The organism is Vibrio sp. J1-1 (assembly GCF_021728395.1).
Classification (GTDB): Bacteria; Pseudomonadota; Gammaproteobacteria; order Enterobacterales; family Vibrionaceae; genus Vibrio.
In genome coordinates this window covers 161,692-182,269 of the sequence record NZ_JAKKCM010000008.1, presented here as the reverse complement: position 1 = coordinate 182,269, position 20,578 = coordinate 161,692, and the positions used below count along the sequence as shown (strand labels likewise).

The following is a 20,578-nucleotide window of genomic DNA, read 5'->3' as shown; positions in this document are numbered from 1 at the left end:
GTCGTATGCATTACCAATGCTTAGTTTCAGGGAAGTTTTCCCTTTACTAAGTCCCCCTACAAAACAACAATTATTCTGTGGAGTGTGAATATGACCGCGCGTGAAAATGTAGTGCCGGTTCTGCTTGAAAAAGTGTACCAACTAATTCAAGACAAACTCGAGCTTTCTCACCAGACGCTTGTAACAAAACTTGCTCAACACTTATTTAGTAATATTTCCGATGACGACCTGATCCAGCGAAATGAATCCGATCTCTATGGTGCCGTAATCAGCCTTTGGCATCATATCAACGAAAAAAAACCTGAAGACGTTTCCGTACAAGTCTTTAACCCGACTGTCAGCCGTCAAGGTTGGCAATCAACTCACACAATCGTAGAAATTGTTGTTCCTGACAGTCCATTCTTAGTGGATTCAATCAAGATGGCATTAGCGCGCCTAGACTTGGTTGCTCATCTGATGCTGAACAACCCAACTCAGTTACAACGAGACAAAAAAGGCCATGTCACCGATGTAAATGGTGAAGGTGGCGTTCTTCAGTCTTTGTTCCATATCGAAGTTGACCGTCTCACTAGCAAAGAAGAGATGCAGGCACTTAAAGCTGAGCTATTAGACATCCTTTCTGATACTCGCCTAGTGGTCGGTGATTGGAAAAAGATGGTCGACAAACTAAAAGTCGTTACTGATGAACTCGAGCAGAATAAAGAACGCGTGACGATCCAAAAGGATCGTATGGATGAAACCATTGCATTTTTGCGTTGGCTAGGTGAGCACAACTTCACCTTCATGGGTTACAAAGAGTATGACCTCGTCGAAAACAATGGTGATACAGAACTAAACCCTGCCACAGAGAAAGGTCTGGGTCTGTTTGCGGACGACAAGCGAGTTCGCAGCGTGAAACTGTCCGAACTGTCTGATTCAGCGAGACTAGAAGCGAGAAAGCCGTACGCCCTGATCATGACAAAAGGCAATCGACCATGTCGTATTCACCGTCCTGCTTATACGGACTATATCGGCATCAAGAAGTTTGATGAAAATGGCAAAGTCATTGGTGAACACCGCTTCACTGGCCTTTACACCTCTGCGGTATACAACCAAGCGGTTCAAAGCATTCCTCTGATCCGTGAAAAAGTGGATCGTATCCTTACCGCAAGTGGTTACCGTCACGGCTCATACTCTTATAAAGCACTGCACAATATTTTAGAAAACTACCCGCGTGATGAATTGCTGCAAGCAAACGAAGAAGAGTTGCTAGAAGTCGGTATGGGCGTAGTGCAAATGCAAGATCGCGACTTAATACGTCTGTTTGTACGTAAAGACCCGTTTGGCCGCTTCTTTAGCTGCATGGTCTACGTAACAAAAGACCGCTATAACACAGAATTGCGTCGCCAGACTCAACGTATTTTCAAGCAATACTTCGGCTGCGAGCAAGAAGTTGAATTCACCACTTACTTCTCAGAAAGTCCTTTGGCTAGAACGCATTACATTGTTCGTGTAGACAATAACAACATTGACGTAGACGTGAAAAAGATCGAGCAAAACCTAATGGAAGTTTCCACCTCTTGGGACGACAGACTGAAAGAATCCATCATCGCTAACTTTGGTGAAAGCAAAGGTCTTCCACTTTCAAAAGAATACATGAGTGCGTTCCCGCGTTCATATAAAGAAGACATGATGCCAAGCTCTGCAGTTGCAGACATTGAGCGTTTGGAAGCATTAAGCGACGACAACAAACTAGGGATGTTGTTCTACCGCCCTCAGGAAGAAGCAGCAGATTCAAAAGCGGTACGCTTGAAGCTTTACCACCGAGACGAGCCGATCCATCTTTCTGACGTAATGCCAATGTTAGAAAACTTGGGTCTACGCGTGATCGGTGAATCACCTTATGAGATCGAGAAAACGAACGGTCAGACATTCTGGATCCTTGATTTCTCAATGTTACATAAGAGTGAGAAAACGGTGGATCTTCGTGAAGCGCGCGATCGATTCCAACAAGCATTTGCAGCAATTTGGTCTGGAAATTTAGAGAGTGATGGCTTTAACCGATTGGTATTAGGTGCATCCCTGACTGGCCGTGAAATCTCAATTCTTCGTGCTTATGCACGTTACATGCGTCAAGTTGGTTTCCCTTTCAGTCAGCAGTACATTGAAGATACGTTAAGCCACTACCCAGACTTAGCAACAGGTCTAGTTACGCTGTTTACCAAGCGTTTCGATCCTAAGCACAAAGGTAGCGAGAAGGGTCAGAACGATCTTATCAAGAAACTGACTGAGCAATTGGATCGTGTAGAAAGTTTAGATGATGATCGTATCATCCGTCGTTACATGGACATGATCATGGCGACGCTACGGACTAACTACTACCAAACAGGCGAAAACAAACTGCCTAAGCCTTGGTTGTCATTGAAGATGAAACCGAGTGAAATTCCAGAGATTCCACAACCGGTACCAGCATTTGAAATCTTCGTTTATGCGCCGGACATCGAAGGTGTGCACTTACGCGGTGGTAAAGTGGCTCGTGGCGGCTTGCGCTGGTCAGATCGCCAAGAAGATTTCCGTACTGAAATTCTAGGTCTAGTCAAAGCACAACAAGTTAAGAATACCGTTATCGTTCCTGTTGGTGCGAAAGGTGGTTTTGTTTGTAAACGTCAACCATCTCTGACCACACGTGATGAGATCTTCGCTGAAGGTCAACGTTGTTACAAACGCTTTATTCGTGCATTGCTTGATGTATCAGACAACATCATTGAAGGTGAAGTGGTTCATCCGCAAAGTGTTGTACGTCACGATGAAGACGACCCATATTTGGTTGTTGCAGCAGATAAAGGTACAGCAACATTCTCAGACTTAGCGAACTCCGTTTCTGACGAGTACAATTTCTGGCTGGGTGATGCATTCGCCTCTGGTGGTTCTAACGGTTACGATCACAAAGCGATGGGTATCACTGCGAAAGGTGGTTGGGAATCAGTAAAACGTCATTTCCGTGAAATGGGAATCGATTGTCAAACCACTGACTTTACAGCAATTGGTGTGGGTGACATGGCAGGGGACGTGTTTGGTAATGGTATGCTGCTTTCTAAGCATATTCGTCTGCAAGCTGCATTTAACCACCTACACATATTCATTGATCCAAATCCAGATTCAGCATCAAGCTGGGAAGAGCGTAACCGTTTGTTTAATCTACCAAGATCAAGTTGGGAAGATTACAACAAAGAGTTGATCTCCAAAGGTGGCGGTATCTTCTCTCGTCGTGCGAAATCAATCCAGTTAACACCTGAAATTCAGAAAATGCTGGGTACTAAGAAAGCCTCTCTTGCGCCAAACGAACTGATCAAGATGATCCTGAAAATGAAAGTGGATCTTCTATGGAATGGTGGTATCGGTACTTACGTTAAAGCTTCTAATGAGACGCATACTGACGTTGGCGACCGTGCAAACGACATGCTTCGTATCGACGGTCGTGATTTGAGAGCGAAGGTTGTTGGTGAAGGCGGTAACTTGGGTATGACTCAACAAGGTCGTATCGAATTCGCACTCAACGGTGGCCGCGTGAACACCGACTTTGTTGACAACGTAGGTGGTGTTGACTGTTCGGATAACGAAGTAAACATCAAGATCTTCCTCAATGGTTTGGTTTCAAACGGTGATCTTACTGTTAAACAACGTAACCAGATCTTAGAGTCTATGGAAGACGAAGTTGGTGAAATCGTTCTTGATGATGCTTACTGCCAATCAGAGTCAATCTCTGTTACTGAGCAGCAAGGTGTTGGTATCGTTAAAGAACAGATTCGATTTATCCATACTATGGAGAAAGCTGGATTCCTGGATCGTGCGCTTGAATACATCCCTGATGACGAAACGCTTCTAGAGCGTGAAAAGCAGGGCTTGGGTCTGACACGTCCAGAGCTTTCTGTTTTGGTTGCTTACGGCAAAATGGTATTGAAACAGCAGCTTGTAACTGACGAAATCGCCAATGATGAGTTCCATGCGAAGCAGCTCGTTGCGTACTTCCCGAGTCAGTTACGCCGTAACTATAAAGATCAAATGGTGAACCATCCGCTACGTGCTGAAATTATCGCAACTGCACTGGCTAACCAAATGGTTAACGAGATGGGCTGTAACTTCGTTACGCGCTTGCAAGAAGAGACCGGTGCGAGTGTTGTTGATATCGCAAATGCATATAGTGCAGCACGCGAAATCTTTGAGCTAGAATCGATTCTTAAACAGACTCGTGAGCTGGATAACGTAGCTACAGCGCAAGCACAATACGAAATCATGTTCTACGTTCGTCGCGCACTACGTCGAATTGCACGTTGGCTACTGCGCAATCGTAGCGTCAAATGCAGCGTGGGCGAATTGATCAATCTTTACAAACAAGATGTGAATGTTATCAGCGAAACACTAGATAGCATGCTTGTTGAGTCAGAAGTTGAAGAACACAACGAACTTGCACAAGTTTGGATGGAAAGAGGGGTTGAAGAGAAACTTGCTCATCAAGTTGCTCGCTTATCAAGTCTGCAATCTGCACTGGATATTTCTGCAGTGGCAAGTGAAACAGGCAAAACGGTTGAACAAACGTCTAAGTTGTACTTCAACTTAGGTGATCGTCTATCGCTACACTGGTTCTTGAAGCAAATCAACAACCAAGCTGCAGACAACAACTGGCAAGCATTGGCTCGAGCTGCGTTCCGTGAAGACTTAGATTGGCAGCAACGTCAGTTAACCGCTCAGGTTCTGAATTGCAACTGTGCGTCAGAAGAGTTTGATGTAATTGAAGCGCTTGATAACTGGATGGAATCCAATGAGCCTTCACTGCAACGTTGGGAAAGTATCCTAAACGAGTTTAAAGTTGGCTCAGTACACGAGTTTGCTAAATTCTCGGTTGCGTTACGCGAATTAGTATTACTTAACTTAAACTGCTCACCAAGCGAGTAGGAGAGAGTTAGCGTTTTAGACAAAGCCCTGTAGAGATACGGGGCTTTTTTGTATCTGATTACTAGAACTTACTAAAACTAAGGTTACGCTGTAACTATTAATTTAACTTTATATGTGCTGAAATCGATTGCTTTTTCATAAATAATTATGATTTTTGCACTCAAATAACTAATTTAACTGGCTGTTTTTAAATAATAATTAATTTTGAGAAATATGATTTTACTTAATTCGTTCATTTTCATTGAATTACGATTAAAAACAGTAAATAATATTGACCCGTTTACACGGGGCTTTTTTCTTTCGGAGGCACAATGCTTTACCGTCTAGCCAGAACTGGCTTTTTCCAACTTGATGCCGAAAAGGCACATGATCTTGCAATTAAGAATTTCCAACGCTTTAACGGCACACCTCTCGATCTTTTCTATCGTCAACAATTACCAAACCGTCCAGTAGATTGCATGGGACTAACGTTCCGTAACCCTGTAGGTCTAGCTGCTGGTTTAGACAAAAACGGCGAATGTATCGAAGCGTTTGATGCGATGGGTTTTGGTTTCGTTGAAGTCGGTACCGTAACGCCACGTCCGCAACCTGGTAATGATAAACCGCGTCTGTTCCGTTTAGTGGAAGCAGAGGGCATCATCAACCGTATGGGCTTTAACAACCTTGGTGTTGATCACTTGGTTGAGAATGTGAAGAAAGCGAAGTTCGACTGTGTACTTGGTATCAATATCGGTAAAAACAAAGACACACCGATTGAGAAAGGCGCAGAAGACTACCTGATTTGTATGGAAAAAGTATACGAATACGCAGGTTACATTGCGGTGAATATCTCTTCTCCAAACACTCCGGGATTACGTTCTCTCCAATATGGTGAGGCACTGGATGAGTTGCTTGCTGAGTTAAAAGCAAAACAAGCTGAGCTAGCAGAAAAACACGATAAATACGTACCGTTGGCACTGAAGATCGCGCCAGACTTGAGTGATGATGAAATCGTTCAGATTTGTGAATCGCTGATTAAAAACAACATCGATGGTGTGATTGCGACGAACACAACGTTGGATCGAACCGTTGTTGAAGGGATGAAACACGCGAATGAAGTGGGGGGCTTAAGTGGTCGTCCGGTACAGTCTCGTTCTACCGAAGTGGTTCGTAAACTTCATGAAGCACTTGGCGACAAACTTCCGATCATTGGCGTGGGTGGTATCGATTCTTATGTTGCGGCAAAAGAGAAGATGATGGCCGGAGCACAGTTGGTTCAAGTGTATACCGGTTTTATTTACCACGGTCCAGGCTTATTACGAGATATTGTTAGAAATCTGTAAAATGCTTTAACAACTCGCTGAGTTTACATTGATTATTACAAAAAAAGAGGACCTTGTTTCCTCTTTTTTTTTATCCGTTCGTTTGTAAAATTTAAAAATCATGAGTAGGTAATTAAGCGTCTTACCTCTTTACCACTGATTTAACTAGTCAAGAGAGAACGGAACAATGCTTAAACCCAGCGACAAATGGAATTGGTATTATGACGAGCATAAAGCTTGCTTAATGCTGGATTTAGGTGAGGAAATGATTTTCCAAACCAATCTAACCCGAAAGCTGTTAGTCAACTGCGCCTTCTCAAACAACGAATTTACTGTCGATGATGCCAGCGCGTTTCAGACTTTTAATGAACGTATCCGCTGTTTAGACATCAGTGAATACCGTCAGGCAGAGCTAACCCTATACTGCGTAGCTGCGAAACGCTTCCATAAGCCAGTTCAACCTAAAAGTTGGTTTTTCGATGCTCAGTCTTCTGGATACGAGCCAGAAGAAGGGGATATGGTCTTCCTAACCAACCAATACTCTGAAGGTGTCTTCATTGTTCTAGAGCCTGGTGAAACCTCTAGCCTGTGCCTTTACGTCGGGCAAGAAGAGTTTGTTCTTGATGGGAGCAAGTCCCTACCGTTTGGTCAACCGATTAAAGTGATGCATGACCGTATGGCGTGTGCAAGCCACCTGTTTGTGATGGCACCAATGGCAATGGTTGGCTAAATCTGATTTCATTTCTTTATTTCGTTCCTTTGTTTGCCTTAATCGACCACTTCAGGTCGATTTTTTTTATCCGAACACTTCACTTTTTTCACATAAACACCTCTGTAACTGTACATTTTTCGTGCACTTAATCATGAGGTAGGTCACCTTTATCCCACTTTTTTTAACTTAGTTTCTCTTAATGTTAGGCAACTTGGCGCTTAACATTTACCTATTTATTCCCCTATCTCGATAAAATGTAATTAAATAACAACGCTATTCATTTCCTGGTATATACCAATTTAAGAGTAAATAAGTATTCACTATCGCTGTGTGAACCGCTTAATGGTTGAAAGGAAGACAAGATGAAAGTTGATTAAAATGCAAAATGTAGGAACTTTCAGATCACTTAACTGGTGAGTGTTTGTGCTAACGGAAGGGAAAATACCTTTAAAAACGAGGCATTGATCGTAAAGTCAGGTATAATTGAAGCCATTTTTTATCAGCGAAAGAACACTATGAATCAATATCTCGCGGTAACTTCAAATGGCATGGAAAATTTGCTTGTTGAAGAACTGACTAAACTAGGCATCGAAAATGCGAAACCAGTACAGGCAGGCGTAAAATTTAAAGCGACAAACGAACAAGTTTATCGCTGTTGTTTGTGGAGCCGTTTGGCGTCTCGATTTGTACGTGTTTTATCTGAATTCACCTGTAACGATGATATGGACTTGTACCTTTCTACAATGGCCATTAACTGGGTGAATCAATTCCATAGTTCAAAGCGTTTCGTTGTCGACTTTAACGGCACAAACCGTGAAATTCGCAATAGCCAATATGGTGCGATGAAAGTAAAAGATGGCATCGTCGATTGCTTTGAAAAGAAAGGATTACCTCGTCCAAACATCAGTAAAGAACGTCCGGATATTCGTGTTCACGTTCGCTTGCACAAAGACAAAGCACTGCTGGGTGTGGATATGGTGGGTAGTGGGCTTCATCAGCGTGGCTACCGTCCTGAATCAGGTCGCGCACCTCTTCGTGAAACATTAGCTTCCGCGATTATCATGCGTTGTGGTTGGGATGGCCACCAGCCGTTACTCGATCCTATGTGTGGCTCAGGTACGCTGCTTATCGAAGCGGCGATGATGGCTGCGAATATGGCGCCTGGTGTTAAGCGTAAGCAATGGGGTTTTGAGTCATTAGAAGATTTCGAACCTGAGACTTGGGCTGAGATCAAATCTGAGGCTAATGTTCAGGCTCGTCGAGGTGTCAAAAATGTTGACGCAAAGTTTTTCGGCTTTGATAACGACCCTAAAGTATTGAAAGTCGCTCAAGATAACGCTCGCAGAGCAGGTGTTGAAGAGCTTATTGAGTTTGCACAAGGTGATGCTGCAACGATTACTCGTCCAGCAGGATTTGAGCATGGCGTTATTGTTTCCAACCCTCCGTATGGTGAGCGTTTGGGTACTGAGCCTGGTTTGATTGCTCTTTATACTGCATTTGGTGGACAACTTAAGTCTGAGTTCGGTGGCTGCAAAGCATCGATTTTCTCTAGCTCGGATGAATTGCTTAGTTGCCTTCGCATGCGTGCAGATAAACAGTTCAAGTTGAATAACGGTGCGTTACAGTGTCACCAGAAAAATTACAGCATTACAGAACGCAGTGTTGATGAAGTAAAAGGCGCGGATACCAATGTACAAATCGCACCAGATTTCTCTAACCGCCTGAAAAAGAACATCGGCAAAATTGGTAAGTGGGCTCGTAAAGAGGAGCTAGATTGCTACCGTATCTACGATGCCGATCTTCCTGAATACAATGTTGCAATTGACGTATATGGCGCTCAAATTGTTATTCAGGAGTACGCAGCACCTAAGAATATTCCAGAAGAAAAAGCCAAACGTCGTCTAACCGACATTATCCGTGCGACCATTCAGGTAACGGGTGTGGAAGCGAACAAAGTCGTACTCAAAGTTCGTGAGAAGCAAAAAGGCCGCAATCAATACCAGAAACTGGGACAAGTATCTGAAACGCTAGAAGTTCATGAGTATGGTGTGAAGCTGATCGTAAATCTTCACGATTATCTTGATACGGGTCTTTTCCTTGATCATAAGATCACACGTCGTCGTATTGGTGAAATGGCAAAAGGGAAAGATTTCTTAAACTTGTTTGCATACACAGGTAGTGCAACCGTCCACGCTGCTGTGGGTGGAGCTCGTTCAACCACAACGGTTGATATGTCCAACACATACCTGAACTGGGCGAAAGACAATATGCAGCTTAACGGCTGTGTAGGGCGCCAGCATCGCTACGAGCAAGCGGATTGTCTTCAGTGGTTAGAAAACGCAAAAGGCGAATACGATCTTATCTTTATTGATCCGCCGACGTTCTCGAACTCGAAGCGTATGGAGACGTCATTTGATATTCAGCGTGACCACATCAAATTGATGAAGAATCTAAAGCGTCTGTTAAGAAATGAAGGCACGATTGTGTTCTCAAACAATAAGCGTCATTTCAAGATGGATGAAGAAGCATTAGCTGAACTGGGTCTTAAGGCGCAAAACATTTCCGCTCAAACGCTTCCGCTTGATTTTGCGCGCAACAAACAAATTCATAACTGCTGGTTAGTGACACACGCAGAGTAAACAAAAGGATTTTGATGTGCTGACATTGTATAGCACGGAGGGCTGCCATCTCTGTGAGATGGCATTTTCTCTGATAAGTCAGGCCGGTCTGGCAGATCAGACTGATATCGTCGACATTGCGTTCGATGATGAACTATTTTCTCGTTACGGCGTCACGATACCCGTACTAAAATATCAAGATTCTGAGCTGAACTGGCCGTTTGACTCAGAGCAACTTACAAATTGGTTGGAAAATAATGGCATTACTTACCATTCATAATGCACAGTTGGCATTTGGCGATCATCCGTTACTCGACCATGCAGAGTTTGCCTTACAAGAAAACGAGCGTGTGTGTTTAGTAGGGAGAAATGGTGCCGGTAAATCCACGTTGATGAAAGTGCTTGCTGGGGACATTGTACTGGATGACGGAAAAATCCAAGTTACTCAAGACGTCGTTGTCTCTCGTTTGGAGCAAGATCCACCACGCAACCAAGAAGGCACCGTTTACGAATACGTATCGGGTGGCTTAGCAGAAGTAGGCGAACAATTGAAGATCTATCACGATCTTCTTGATCTGGTCGCTCAAGACCCAAGTGAAAAGAACATTAATCGCTTATCAAAGGTTCAGGAGCAACTTGATCATTCTAACGCTTGGCGTTTTGATGATCGCGTCAACAATGTTTTAACCGCACTGAAACTGAGCCCAGAAACAAAACTTACGGATTTATCCGGTGGTTGGCAACGTAAAGCAGCACTGGCTCGTGCGCTTGTGTGTGATCCTGATGTACTGCTTCTGGACGAACCAACTAACCACCTTGATGTGACGACGATCGAGTGGCTAGAGAACTTCCTGAAAGACTTTAAAGGTTCAATCATCTTTATTTCTCACGACCGTGCTTTCATTAAGTCGATGGCAACACGCATAGTGGATCTGGATCGTGGTCAGCTTGCTTCATTTCCGGGTGATTACGAAAGCTACCTGACAGAAAAAGAAGAGATGCTTCGTGTTGAAGAGATGCAGAACGCAGAATTCGACAAGAAACTTGCTCAAGAAGAAGTATGGATTCGTCAGGGAATAAAAGCACGTCGTACTCGTAACGAAGGCCGTGTACGCGCACTTAAAAAACTCCGTGAAGAGCGCTATGAGCGTCGTGATGTGCAGGGTAAAGTTAACCTGAACATCGATGATGCTTCTCGCTCCGGTAAAATCGTCTTTGAAGCTGAAAACGTATCATTTGCTTATGAAGGCAAAAAAATCGTTGATAACTTTAGCTTCAATATTATGCGCGGTGATCGAATTGCGTTAATTGGACCAAACGGCTGCGGTAAGAGTACGGTACTCAAGTTGCTTTTAGGTCAGTTAGAAGCACAGTCTGGTCGTTTACATTGTGGTACTAAACTCGAAGTCGCGTACTTCGACCAATATCGTGAAATTCTCGATCCCGAGAAAACGGTCATTGATAACCTAGCAGACGGTAAGCAAGAAGTGATGGTAGGCGGTCGTCAACGTCATGCTCTGAGTTACCTGCAAGATTTCTTATTTGCACCAAAACGAGCAAGGACACCAGTCAAAGCGCTTTCCGGCGGTGAAAAAAATCGTCTATTATTAGCTCGTATCTTGCTGAAACCAAACAACTTACTTATTCTTGACGAACCAACCAACGATTTGGATATCGAAACGTTGGAACTTTTAGAAGAAATGCTTGCCAACTATCAGGGTACGCTACTGTTAGTAAGCCACGACCGTGAGTTTGTTGATAATACGGTGACAACAAGTTGGATCTTCGAAGGAAATGGAGTCATTGAAGAATTTGTTGGTGGTTATCACGATGCGAGACAGCAACGTGAGCAGGTACTGGTCGCTCGTCAGTCGGCTGAAAAAGCAGCGAGTAAAGAAAAAGTGGTTGAGGAAACTCCCAAAACACCTCAGCCTAAGAACAACTCGAAGAAATTATCATATAAGCTGCAAAGAGAACTAGAAGCTCTTCCAGCTAAACTAGAACAATTAGAGTCGGATATTGAGACGTTGCAAGAACAAGTGAATGATCCAGAATTTTTCACTAAATCTGTAGAGCAAACTCAACCGGTATTGGAACAGCTTACTGCTCTCGAGCAGGAGTTGGAAATCGCATTCGAGAGATGGGAAGAACTCGAAGCAATGCAACAGGATAGTTAAGAATTCAATGAATTGTAGTCACAAATTCAAACTAACTGCCATCGCGATGATGGTAGGTTCATCAATGAGTGCAAACGCTGCATTGTATCAAGTTATCGAAGTTTCACCTGAGGTAAATGGTGACATCGTCGATTATGAAACGGCTTATGGTGTCGCGATTCAGCAGGGTGACGTTTATGTTGACCCAAATGCAGTAGAACCAGTGCCATTCGCAAAAGGCTGCTTTGACGCTACCGCGAGTTGTACTGCTGAGCAATTTAAGCTGGCCGTTGAGACTCGTACAACGCCTTTATCGGCAGGTCAGGCAGTAGACGGTATTAGCTATCGTGAAGAAGTGCCATTTGGAGTGGACTCTCGATTTGCTTACGTTGACGATCGCGATGATTTTGAAACTTACTGTTATTACAACCTTGGCTACAACACCTGCGAGACATGGTCTGCGGTAAACATTGTGCCTTGGCAGAACGAACGCTACAAAGACTTTACCTCGAATGCACTGGTATTTGTGGAAGGTGACAGCTCTGCTTATGAAAACGAGTATAACAATGTTATCAATAGCTTAACATCAGGTGGTCAAGCGGTTGGCAACCAAAGCGTAGTTAGTACAGATGATCCATCTGCGTTAGAAACGCGCAACACGGTTGTTGCTCCCATTGTTCCTAACATCATTACAGAAGAAGATCAGGCTGCTGTTGTAGAAAGCCACGCATGGAAAACAGACGGTGTGTTCACATCGGGCAGTGTATCGCGCACAGCAAGCAATAATAATGGTACGCACCATACCTCTAAAGCTGCTATCTGGGATCAGAAAGGTAACGTCTCTGAGCTATCGTGGCCAAGTAATACTTCAAGCGACAATAATCGACTGGCTCAAGGCAGCATGCGTGACTTTATCGTTGATGACACGACCGTATATGGTGTGGGTTACAACACGTATTCTGACAACAACTACATGAATGCGACGGTATTTGTTGGTACGTTAGAGTCTGCAACGTCGATAGAAAACGTCACATGGTCGAATAAAGTGGTCAGTGGCGCACGTCAGCGAGAAGATGGTGATACCATTCATTCGAACTCGCGTCTGACAGCGGTTAACTCAAACTTTGTTGGTATTGGTGAGGCAAAACGCAGCATCCCAACAGCCGGAGCATATCCAAATCGTTTGTTTATCGTTCCAGATGTTCGTTCTGACTCCTTGAGTGCTGTATACCTAACTTCTGGCATCTTCTTTAATGGTGCTGGCGGTAAAATGGGTGGCATCAACGCTTACAATGAAATTGTTGGTCAAATAGATGCTGACACTACACGTGAGGATGATGGTAAGCCACGCCGTAAGCGCGGATTTATTTACCCGTATCATGCAGACGGTACAGCAAGCGAGCGTGCTGAATCATTATTTGGTGGTCAGGCTTGGCTCTTGGATACGCTGACTAACGGTGGTGAATACTCTGACGCGAACAACGAGTTCCGTATCATTGATGCAACAGACATCAATGATGCAGGCGTGGTTTCGGGTACTGCATTGAAGTGTTCCGGTGGCTATAATTCTACAGCGCACAACGCATCTTGTGATGTTACAGAAGAGGTTGTCGCGGTTAAATTAATGCCTATTCCTGATCAAACGCAGGATGATATTGTTTCTCGAAACGTGGAAGAAGAAAGTGCGACACGTGAAGGTGCCGGCCTTGGTTGGTTAACTTTGACCATGCTTGGCTTATTTGGGTTCCGTAGAAAATAGTTAAAAAATTTTAATACAAGCACAGACTCACAAATTTGAGTCTGTGCTTTTTTTATGTCTTGAGAAATTTTCAAAGTTGATCGATTCTTGTAGTTGGAGTCATAAAAACTCCATTAAAGTTTCACAAAAACAGAAGCAATTTTTCAAATGGATCTGTATGAGGAATTAACTATGAAGAGACAAAAGCGTGATCGCCTAGAACGAGCTCAATCTCAAGGCTATAAAGCTGGGTTGAATGGAAGGTCCCAAGAGGCTTGCCCATATCAACAAGTTGATGCTCGGTCGTATTGGTTAGGTGGTTGGCGTGATGCCAGAGACGAAAAAAACTCTGGTCTCTATAAATAACTCCCACATACAACTAGAAGGATTTGAAAGGGCTCTTTAAAGAGCCTTTTCTGCATTCTGAGCATGAGAGAATGACAGAAATTGGTATCGCGAAGTACAACAAACTTGGGATACAAAAAAGGCTCCAATCGGAGCCTTTAAGAAATTGCAGAAATTCTCTACTTAGAAGCTAGAAGTGTCCTGGAACAAACCAACTTTAAGATCTTTCGCTACGTAGATTTCTTTACCGTCTACTAATACACGGCCATCCGCTAGACCCATAACAAGCTTACGGTTTACGACGCGTTTCATGTGGATTTCGTAGGTTACTTTTTTCGCTGTTGGCAGGATCTGACCTGTGAATTTCACTTCACCTACACCCAGAGCACGGCCTTTACCTTCACCGCCAATCCAGCCTAGGTAGAAGCCAACAAGCTGCCACATAGCATCTAGGCCAAGACAACCTGGCATTACCGGGTCACCTGGGAAGTGGCAATCAAAGAACCAAAGATCTGGAGTAATATCCAATTCCGCTAGAATTAAGCCTTTACCAAAGTCACCTTCTGTTTCTGACATTTTGGTAATACGATCCATCATAAGCATGTTTGGCGCAGGTAGTTGTGGGCGACCTAGGCCGAAAAGCTCACCTTGGCTCGAAGCTAGAAGATCATCACGATTATAAGAATCACGTTTGTTTTGCATTATCAATCACTCCAATTTTTGACAGATGCATCTTAGTGAACACGTGTACGCTAAACAACTCCGATCAGTACTAAACAAACCAGTTTTTGATACGCTGCACAAATCCATCCGTGTGTTCATGTCTTTCAAAGTTTTCAATACGTTCAGCAATTTTTCCAATAATGCTGTCTTCTTCGCCACGGAATGGTTTACCCATTAAGATAGGAATGGCTTCATCGACAGTAGATACAGACCAAATGTTGAACTCTCCATTCTGAATGCTTTCTATGACGCTTTTATGTAAGGCTAAGTGCTTAAGGTTAGTCTTAGGTAGAATCACACCCTGATGCCCGGTAAAGCCTTGATGCTTACAAACCTGATAGAAGCCTTCGATTTTTTCATTGAGACCACCAACGGCTTGAACTCGACCAAATTGGTCTACGGCCCCCGTGACGGCGATCTGTTGATCCACGGCACATCCAGACAATGCACTTACCAAACAGCACAATTCAGCCAGCGAGGCGCTGTCACCATCGACTTCACTGTAAGACTGCTCAAACACAATTGAAGCAGCGTAGGGTAACGGCTCATCAAGATTTAGCGCCGAGCTCAGAAACGCCTGCATGATCATCATGCCTTTGGCGTGCAAGTTGCCACCGAGTTCAGCTTTACGCTCAACGTCTGACACATCACCGTCACCAAAGTGAATCACACAGGAAATACGTGCAGGCTCGCCATAAGAGACCGGGTGACCAGACATATCAATGACCGTTAAGCCATTTATCTGTCCAACTTGCTCACCGGTTGTTTCAATGATCACCTGACCATCAAGTATGTCGTACACAGCGCGTTGTGGTAGATAAGATTCACGATAGTATTTGTCATCAATCGCGAGGTCTATCGCCTTGAAGTCAATCACATCAGTATCACGGTATTGGCTGGCAAGGGTTAAAAGCTGGCAATGCCACATTACTCCAAGGGGAAGATAATGCTGGTCTTCCATTTCACGCATACCAGCGAGCATAAGTCTTCTATAGGCGTCTGTATCTAAACTTGGCAGGTTGTACTCCGTACACACCCAATTCACAAAACCTAAGTACGAAGATAAATTGTCCTGAGATAAGTGGATGTCTTCCTCAACCTCGGTATACATACAAAGGCCTGACGAGAAATCCTCATCGACATATTCAAGTTCTGCTAACTGGCTTCTGTCACCCGTTACAATGAGCTTTACGTCATACGTGTTGGATGTAACGGTAGACACCGCAACGCGCGTAGGGCTCATGTTCATTGGTACAAATGGTTGCTTTTGAAATGCCGCTTTAATACTTGGCCAGTAACCAGGGTTTGCCAGAATCAAATTGGCAGGAACCATCAGGTAACCGCCATCCGCTTTAGCAATGAGTCCCTGTTCTAATGTGACATCACCATTCTCAGAGATACTGTATCGATCAAATAAATGTTTCGCGTCGAGCGATTCAGTTGTAACCACTGGCGAAGAAGCACTATGTTCGACCGCTTTACTGATAAAGCCACGGTATATTGAATTATCAACGCAATTAATCAGTAGGATACGGGTAAGGCCACCAATGTTTGTGAAGCGAGAGATTGTGGCTGACATTCGAGGTTGTAGATCAACAAATGTCTTCTTTGGTAATGTCGAAGCGGACTTCAATAATGCTTCGTATTCATCGAACGAAGGCGTAACGTCTTGCCAGTTAAGTCGGTTCATTAAAATTCATCATCATTTAATTTGGCGCCATTATAGCGAAACCGCTAATAACTCCCTAGTCCCAATTTCTACAATCACAGCACAGAGGGGTTTAGCTTGCGTAAAACTTAGACAAATGAGTGATCAGCATCGATACTTCTTAGAGATTTGTTTGCTGATCTTAAATAACTGGGTTACGCTGTCACTAGGTGAGAATTATGGGTCGGAAAGGATGAAATATCAGCAACTTGAAAATTTGGAATGTGGGTGGAAGTGGAACTATCTGATCAAGAAGTGGAAGGATGGAGAGGCGATAACGCGCCACATTGACTCCAGTGAAGCAGATGCCGCAGTCGCCGAGCTAAGACGCATTGAGCACGAACCTACACAAGTACTGACATGGATTGATATCCACATGTCAGAAGAGCTTGAGAACAAACTCAAGCAAGCGATACGTGCAAAACGCAAACGCCATTTCAATGCTGAACAAGTTCATACTAAGAAGAAGTCCATCGATTTGGATTACCGGGTTTGGGAAAAGCTGTCCAGTCGAGCGAACGAACTAGGCTGTACGTTATCTGATGCAATCGAATATCTACTTTCCGAAGCATCAAGAAGTGAAAAGGCAAGTCAGAAGGTAACTTCAATTAAAGAAGATTTGAGTAAGCTGCTATCCAGTTAAGGAGTATTAAATGTTATACGTAATATTGATTGCTGCTGTTGTTATCTTTTGGCTGATTGCGGTTGATCGACCGGTACTCAAGGTTTCGTTTGACGAAGGGCGTATCAGTAAAGTGAAAGGCCATATTCCCCCGTCTTTTAAACACAACTTAGAAGACATCAGTGAACATAATCCGTTCACCGGTGAGATGAAAGTTTATAATCAGCGCACAGGTATGCGATTGGTTTTTTCTAAAGACGTACCGAAGAAGACCCAGCAAAGAATTCGCAATGTCTTTCCTCACCAAGGCTTTAAAACCTCCAAAGGCAAAAAGAGCGCTTAGTCTACATATCAATTACTTCACCATGTTAAATGGGACGCAAAATCGCGTCCCATTATTGTATTTAAGACCTAGAAAACTAACATAACTCCATATTAGTCATATGGTTATATGGGGTTATGCATGCGATACGTTGTCACTTTTTTAGCCTTGGCACTCTATAGTGCTCCGACGTTTGCGGATGATTCACAGGTCAATCCGGTTGCGAAGAAGATTAAAAATAAGCTTCAGCGAAAAGTTACTAAGAAGTTCGATGATTATCAGGGCTATTGCGATGTCATGATAGAAATGGAGCACAAGGGAAGTAAAGCTTCTATTAAGCGAGTATCAGGGACTGGCGATCAAACCGTGTGTCGGTTCGTGAAATCCAATTTAAAAGTCGGTAAGCGATTTAGATACAAGTATCCCGAGAAGTATATCCGACTCCATATCACGACGAATTAGCCTCAAATGAAATTACCTTAGATTGATATGTAAGTTTAGTGGCGCGGCAGTGTTTTCTATTCGTCCCAGTACAGTAGTCGGTTTCTATGCGGCAATGACTTTTTTAACTTCGTTTTAGTAAAAGGATTTAGAGAGTGTTTGAAATCATTATAGTTATTATTTTATTCCTAGTGTTGATTGTTTACTCATCCAAGAAAGCAAGTAAGAACCAACGCAGAGAGCAGGTTAAGCCCTTTATTGGTTCAAATAGTCATCGAGCTATGAATGCTCCTCAAACCAAATGCTTGAGTGTTCCACACAAAAAGCATGTCTACTTAAGCTCTAAGACCGAGCGAAACTTCTACAACGTTCTACAAGAAATATTGCCTTCGGATTATGTCATACATTGTCAGGTTTCATTGATGGCTCTAGTACAGCCGGTAAACTTTAAGGACAATTCTCGAACCTGGGCTAAGCGCATGGATTATGTCATTACTGACAGAAACACCAAGATACTCGCTGTTATAGAGTTGGATGACTCATCTCACAGACAGAAAAGGCGTCAAGAACGAGACTTGTACGTCAATGCAGCACTAGAAGGACATCACAAGTTGCTCAGATTTGATGCTACAGGAAACTATGACCCAATAAATGTCGCTAAAGTGATAGAAAGAGATACTGGAATCGCTTGTAACCCGTTCATGACAGTCCTTCAACCTAGTTAGGCTGCTATGTTCTGTTTATTAAGAACACCGAATCATTTGGCCTTGGCTCTAAAGCTTAACAGCAACAGTGAAAACGAATGCGAAACCTTGCGACATGCTTCGTAACCCTGCAAATGACGGTTTACACAATGTGCCAGTTGCTCATAACATAGTTGAGTCGATTGGCCTCGACTGGCTTACACATTTGAGTCGTATTTACTATCCAAATCTGAAGCCATCATAAAAGCCGAACCTTAGCGATGGGGTTCGGCTTTTAGTTATGGATCTAATCTCTGATTTTAGAGCAGGTCGCGTGGTTGTGTTAAACGGTCTATAAACTAGAAGTTTGTGACGATTACCTGCAGACGGTATTATTCTCCTAGTTGATTAACGATAGCGCTTTGGACCTTCTGGGGAAGTATGAAGTTAACCGAGTTTAAACAATCTCATTTTAAACAATTGGTGGAATGGATTAAGACCGATGAGTTGAATTACTTATGGGGCGGGCCAGCATACACTTTTCCATTAACTCAAACACAGATCAAACGACACTGCGCTCAAGCTGAAGTTCATCCTTACCTTGCCACCCTGAATAGCAACAATGTAGGGTTTATCGAACTGTACAAAGTAACAGAATATCATTACCGGATCTGTCGAGTTTTTATATCCGAAGAATTTCGCGGCCAAGGACTCGCGAAGGAAATGATGATGCTTACAATAGATAAAGCACGAACAGACTTGTCTGCCGAGACACTGAGTTTAGCAGTATTTGAACATAATACGGCGGCAAGGAAATGTTATGAATCTCTGGGCTTTAAGACGTCAACGGTTGAGTCGGGTACCAGATATTTTAACGGTAAGTCGTGGAAATTATTACGCATGGAAAAGCAATTTTAGCGTCTAGCATGTGTCAAGCTTTGTTTGGCCCATTAAGTATTAGCATAAACCATTAATTATCTAGTTTAATGTCAGATTCTTACCAAAAACGGAGCGAGAAATGGAATTTGTGCCCGTAAACATCGAACAGCAATTAGATTTGTGTATAGCGTTTCGTAAAGATGCTTATGCAGTCAGTTATGGCAATGTTGATGGTTTTAATACTGAAGAAGCGGCAGCGTGGTTTTACAAATTGGCGTCCTTTTCCGATGCTGGTTTTTATCATGTGATCATGAACAATGAAACCATTGGTCAAATCGAGTTTAGAAAAGATTTGATTGATGATGAAGGCTTAAAATATGGCTACATAAACCTCTTTTACCTAAAACCGAAATTTCGAGGCCAAGGTTTGGGTAGTGAGTTGCAAGACTTCATATTTTCGCAATTAAAATCTGCCAAATGCCAGTATGTCCAGTTAAGGTATTTACCTGCCAATAGCCAAGGTGTTGCGTTCTATCGTAAACATGGCTGGAAAGACGTTGGTGAGATGGATACACGAGGGCAACTGGCTCAAAAACGCATACCTGAATAGGAGATAGTCATGATCGATTTTGAAAACTCATCGGTGTTTAAGCTAAAGCCGATTGAAGAATCGAAGGTGAGAGAAGATTTCTACAAGTTTCTGATTGATGGCGAAGAAATCATTGCCGCTTTCAAAAGTATCCGCGATCAAGTGGTTTTCACCAACAAACGAGTTATTGCTGCGAACGTTCAAGGGATTACTGGCTCAAAAGTGGACTATACATCTTTGCCATATAACAAGGTAAACGCGTTCTCTGTTGAAACGTCAGGCACATTGGATCTGGATTGTGAGATCGAGCTTTACCTCAGCGAGGTTGGTAAAGTGCTGTTTGAGATTAAAGGCTCTTTTGACCTGGTGACTTTTAATAAACACATCAGCCAATGTGTAATGGGCTAACAAGCGAGCTTTCTCACAGACTTTAAACCCAGATCAACGAATCTCAATCGGCAAGTAGCCAAAGTTACTTGGCTCAGAATCGTCTACTGTTCGCATGAATCGTCACTCCTAAACATAATAAAAGAGCAGGGAAGTCATAGAGTTAACTTCACAGAATATCAATAAAAACCCTAATACCCACAAGAATTAGTGACCACGTAACTTAACATTGATGAGACTCTTATAAGCCTTAGGTAGGACTAAGATCTGTAAGCCTAGATGTTAAAACGTGTCGTTATGGCGAGTATTCTCAGTATGGTTTTTTCAGCTATATTTATCTTGAATATCACTTTTAACAAGATGGGCTAGACAATGAAACTAGCATATTACGTAAACGATATAGCTCAAGATAGTGGCGACCA

17 protein-coding genes are annotated in these 20,578 nt (G+C 43.2%); 15 read left to right on the top strand and 2 right to left on the bottom strand.

Going from position 1 to position 20,578, the window contains the following annotated elements:
* Window positions 1–90: 90 nt before the first annotated feature.
* The 8 genes from L3V31_RS14690 (at window position 91) to rmf (ending at window position 13,823) form a co-directional block, all read left to right on the top strand.
* On the top strand, window positions 91–4,932 hold the full coding sequence (locus L3V31_RS14690) for an NAD-glutamate dehydrogenase (protein WP_237316879.1): 4,842 nt from the start codon (window positions 91–93) through the stop codon (window positions 4,930–4,932).
* A 311-nt stretch (window positions 4,933–5,243) separates the two neighbouring features.
* Window positions 5,244–6,254 (top strand): quinone-dependent dihydroorotate dehydrogenase, encoded by a 1,011-nt coding sequence (gene pyrD / locus L3V31_RS14685; RefSeq protein ID WP_237316878.1) that lies wholly within the window; start codon window positions 5,244–5,246, stop codon window positions 6,252–6,254.
* A gap of 166 nt (window positions 6,255–6,420) precedes the next feature.
* Complete coding sequence (locus tag L3V31_RS14680) at window positions 6,421–6,963, top strand: cell division protein ZapC (protein ID WP_237316876.1); 543 nt, start codon at window positions 6,421–6,423, stop codon at window positions 6,961–6,963.
* Between the two features lie 497 nt (window positions 6,964–7,460).
* Window positions 7,461–9,584 carry a bifunctional 23S rRNA (guanine(2069)-N(7))-methyltransferase RlmK/23S rRNA (guanine(2445)-N(2))-methyltransferase RlmL gene (rlmKL, locus tag L3V31_RS14675; protein WP_237316873.1) on the top strand — a complete coding sequence of 708 codons (2,124 nt, stop codon included), beginning with the start codon at window positions 7,461–7,463 and terminating at the stop codon, window positions 9,582–9,584.
* Between the two features lie 16 nt (window positions 9,585–9,600).
* On the top strand, window positions 9,601–9,843 hold the full coding sequence (locus tag L3V31_RS14670; protein ID WP_237316871.1) for a glutaredoxin family protein: 243 nt from the start codon (window positions 9,601–9,603) through the stop codon (window positions 9,841–9,843).
* Window positions 9,821–11,740, top strand: coding sequence for an ABC transporter ATP-binding protein (locus L3V31_RS14665; RefSeq protein WP_237316869.1), 1,920 nt, complete (start codon window positions 9,821–9,823; stop codon window positions 11,738–11,740). Before L3V31_RS14670 ends, L3V31_RS14665 begins: the two co-directional genes overlap by 23 nt.
* Window positions 11,741–11,747: 7 nt before the next feature.
* Window positions 11,748–13,478, top strand: a complete 1,731-nt coding sequence (locus L3V31_RS14660; protein ID WP_237316868.1) for a DUF3466 family protein — start codon at window positions 11,748–11,750, stop codon at window positions 13,476–13,478.
* A gap of 171 nt (window positions 13,479–13,649) precedes the next feature.
* Window positions 13,650–13,823, top strand: a complete 174-nt coding sequence (rmf, locus tag L3V31_RS14655) for a ribosome modulation factor (protein ID WP_014231881.1) — start codon at window positions 13,650–13,652, stop codon at window positions 13,821–13,823.
* Window positions 13,824–13,985: 162 nt separating this feature from the next.
* Here the strand turns inward: rmf and fabA are convergent, their stop codons facing one another.
* Both fabA and L3V31_RS14645 read right to left on the bottom strand, forming a co-directional pair.
* The gene (fabA, locus tag L3V31_RS14650; protein WP_237316866.1) at window positions 13,986–14,504 is read right to left on the bottom strand and encodes a bifunctional 3-hydroxydecanoyl-ACP dehydratase/trans-2-decenoyl-ACP isomerase; all 519 of its coding nucleotides are present in this window, start codon (window positions 14,502–14,504) and stop codon (window positions 13,986–13,988) included.
* 70 nt (window positions 14,505–14,574) lie between these two features.
* Window positions 14,575–16,215 (bottom strand): Lon protease family protein, encoded by a 1,641-nt coding sequence (locus L3V31_RS14645; protein WP_237316864.1) that lies wholly within the window; start codon window positions 16,213–16,215, stop codon window positions 14,575–14,577.
* A gap of 211 nt (window positions 16,216–16,426) precedes the next feature.
* On the opposite strand from L3V31_RS14645, the gene matP reads away from it, so the two are divergent.
* The 7 genes from matP to L3V31_RS14610 all read left to right on the top strand — a co-directional run bounded on the left by matP (window position 16,427) and on the right by L3V31_RS14610 (window position 20,177).
* The gene (matP, locus tag L3V31_RS14640; protein WP_237316862.1) at window positions 16,427–16,876 is read left to right on the top strand and encodes a macrodomain Ter protein MatP; all 450 of its coding nucleotides are present in this window, start codon (window positions 16,427–16,429) and stop codon (window positions 16,874–16,876) included.
* A gap of 10 nt (window positions 16,877–16,886) precedes the next feature.
* A complete protein-coding gene (locus L3V31_RS14635) occupies window positions 16,887–17,198 on the top strand; it encodes a DUF3634 family protein (RefSeq protein WP_237316860.1) in 312 nt (103 codons plus the stop codon).
* Between the two features lie 120 nt (window positions 17,199–17,318).
* Window positions 17,319–17,639, top strand: coding sequence for a hypothetical protein (locus L3V31_RS14630; RefSeq protein WP_237316858.1), 321 nt, complete (start codon window positions 17,319–17,321; stop codon window positions 17,637–17,639).
* Window positions 17,640–17,773: 134 nt separating this feature from the next.
* Entirely contained in the window at window positions 17,774–18,343 is a 570-nt protein-coding gene (locus tag L3V31_RS14625) for a DUF2726 domain-containing protein (protein WP_237316856.1), read from the top strand.
* Between the two features lie 399 nt (window positions 18,344–18,742).
* Window positions 18,743–19,219: a GNAT family N-acetyltransferase gene (locus L3V31_RS14620; RefSeq protein ID WP_237316854.1), complete on the top strand. Its 477-nt coding sequence runs from the start codon at window positions 18,743–18,745 to the stop codon at window positions 19,217–19,219.
* Between the two features lie 100 nt (window positions 19,220–19,319).
* The gene (locus tag L3V31_RS14615) at window positions 19,320–19,790 is read left to right on the top strand and encodes a GNAT family N-acetyltransferase (protein ID WP_237316852.1); all 471 of its coding nucleotides are present in this window, start codon (window positions 19,320–19,322) and stop codon (window positions 19,788–19,790) included.
* A 9-nt stretch (window positions 19,791–19,799) separates the two neighbouring features.
* The gene (locus L3V31_RS14610; protein WP_237316850.1) at window positions 19,800–20,177 is read left to right on the top strand and encodes a PH domain-containing protein; all 378 of its coding nucleotides are present in this window, start codon (window positions 19,800–19,802) and stop codon (window positions 20,175–20,177) included.
* Window positions 20,178–20,578 lie beyond the last annotated feature (401 nt).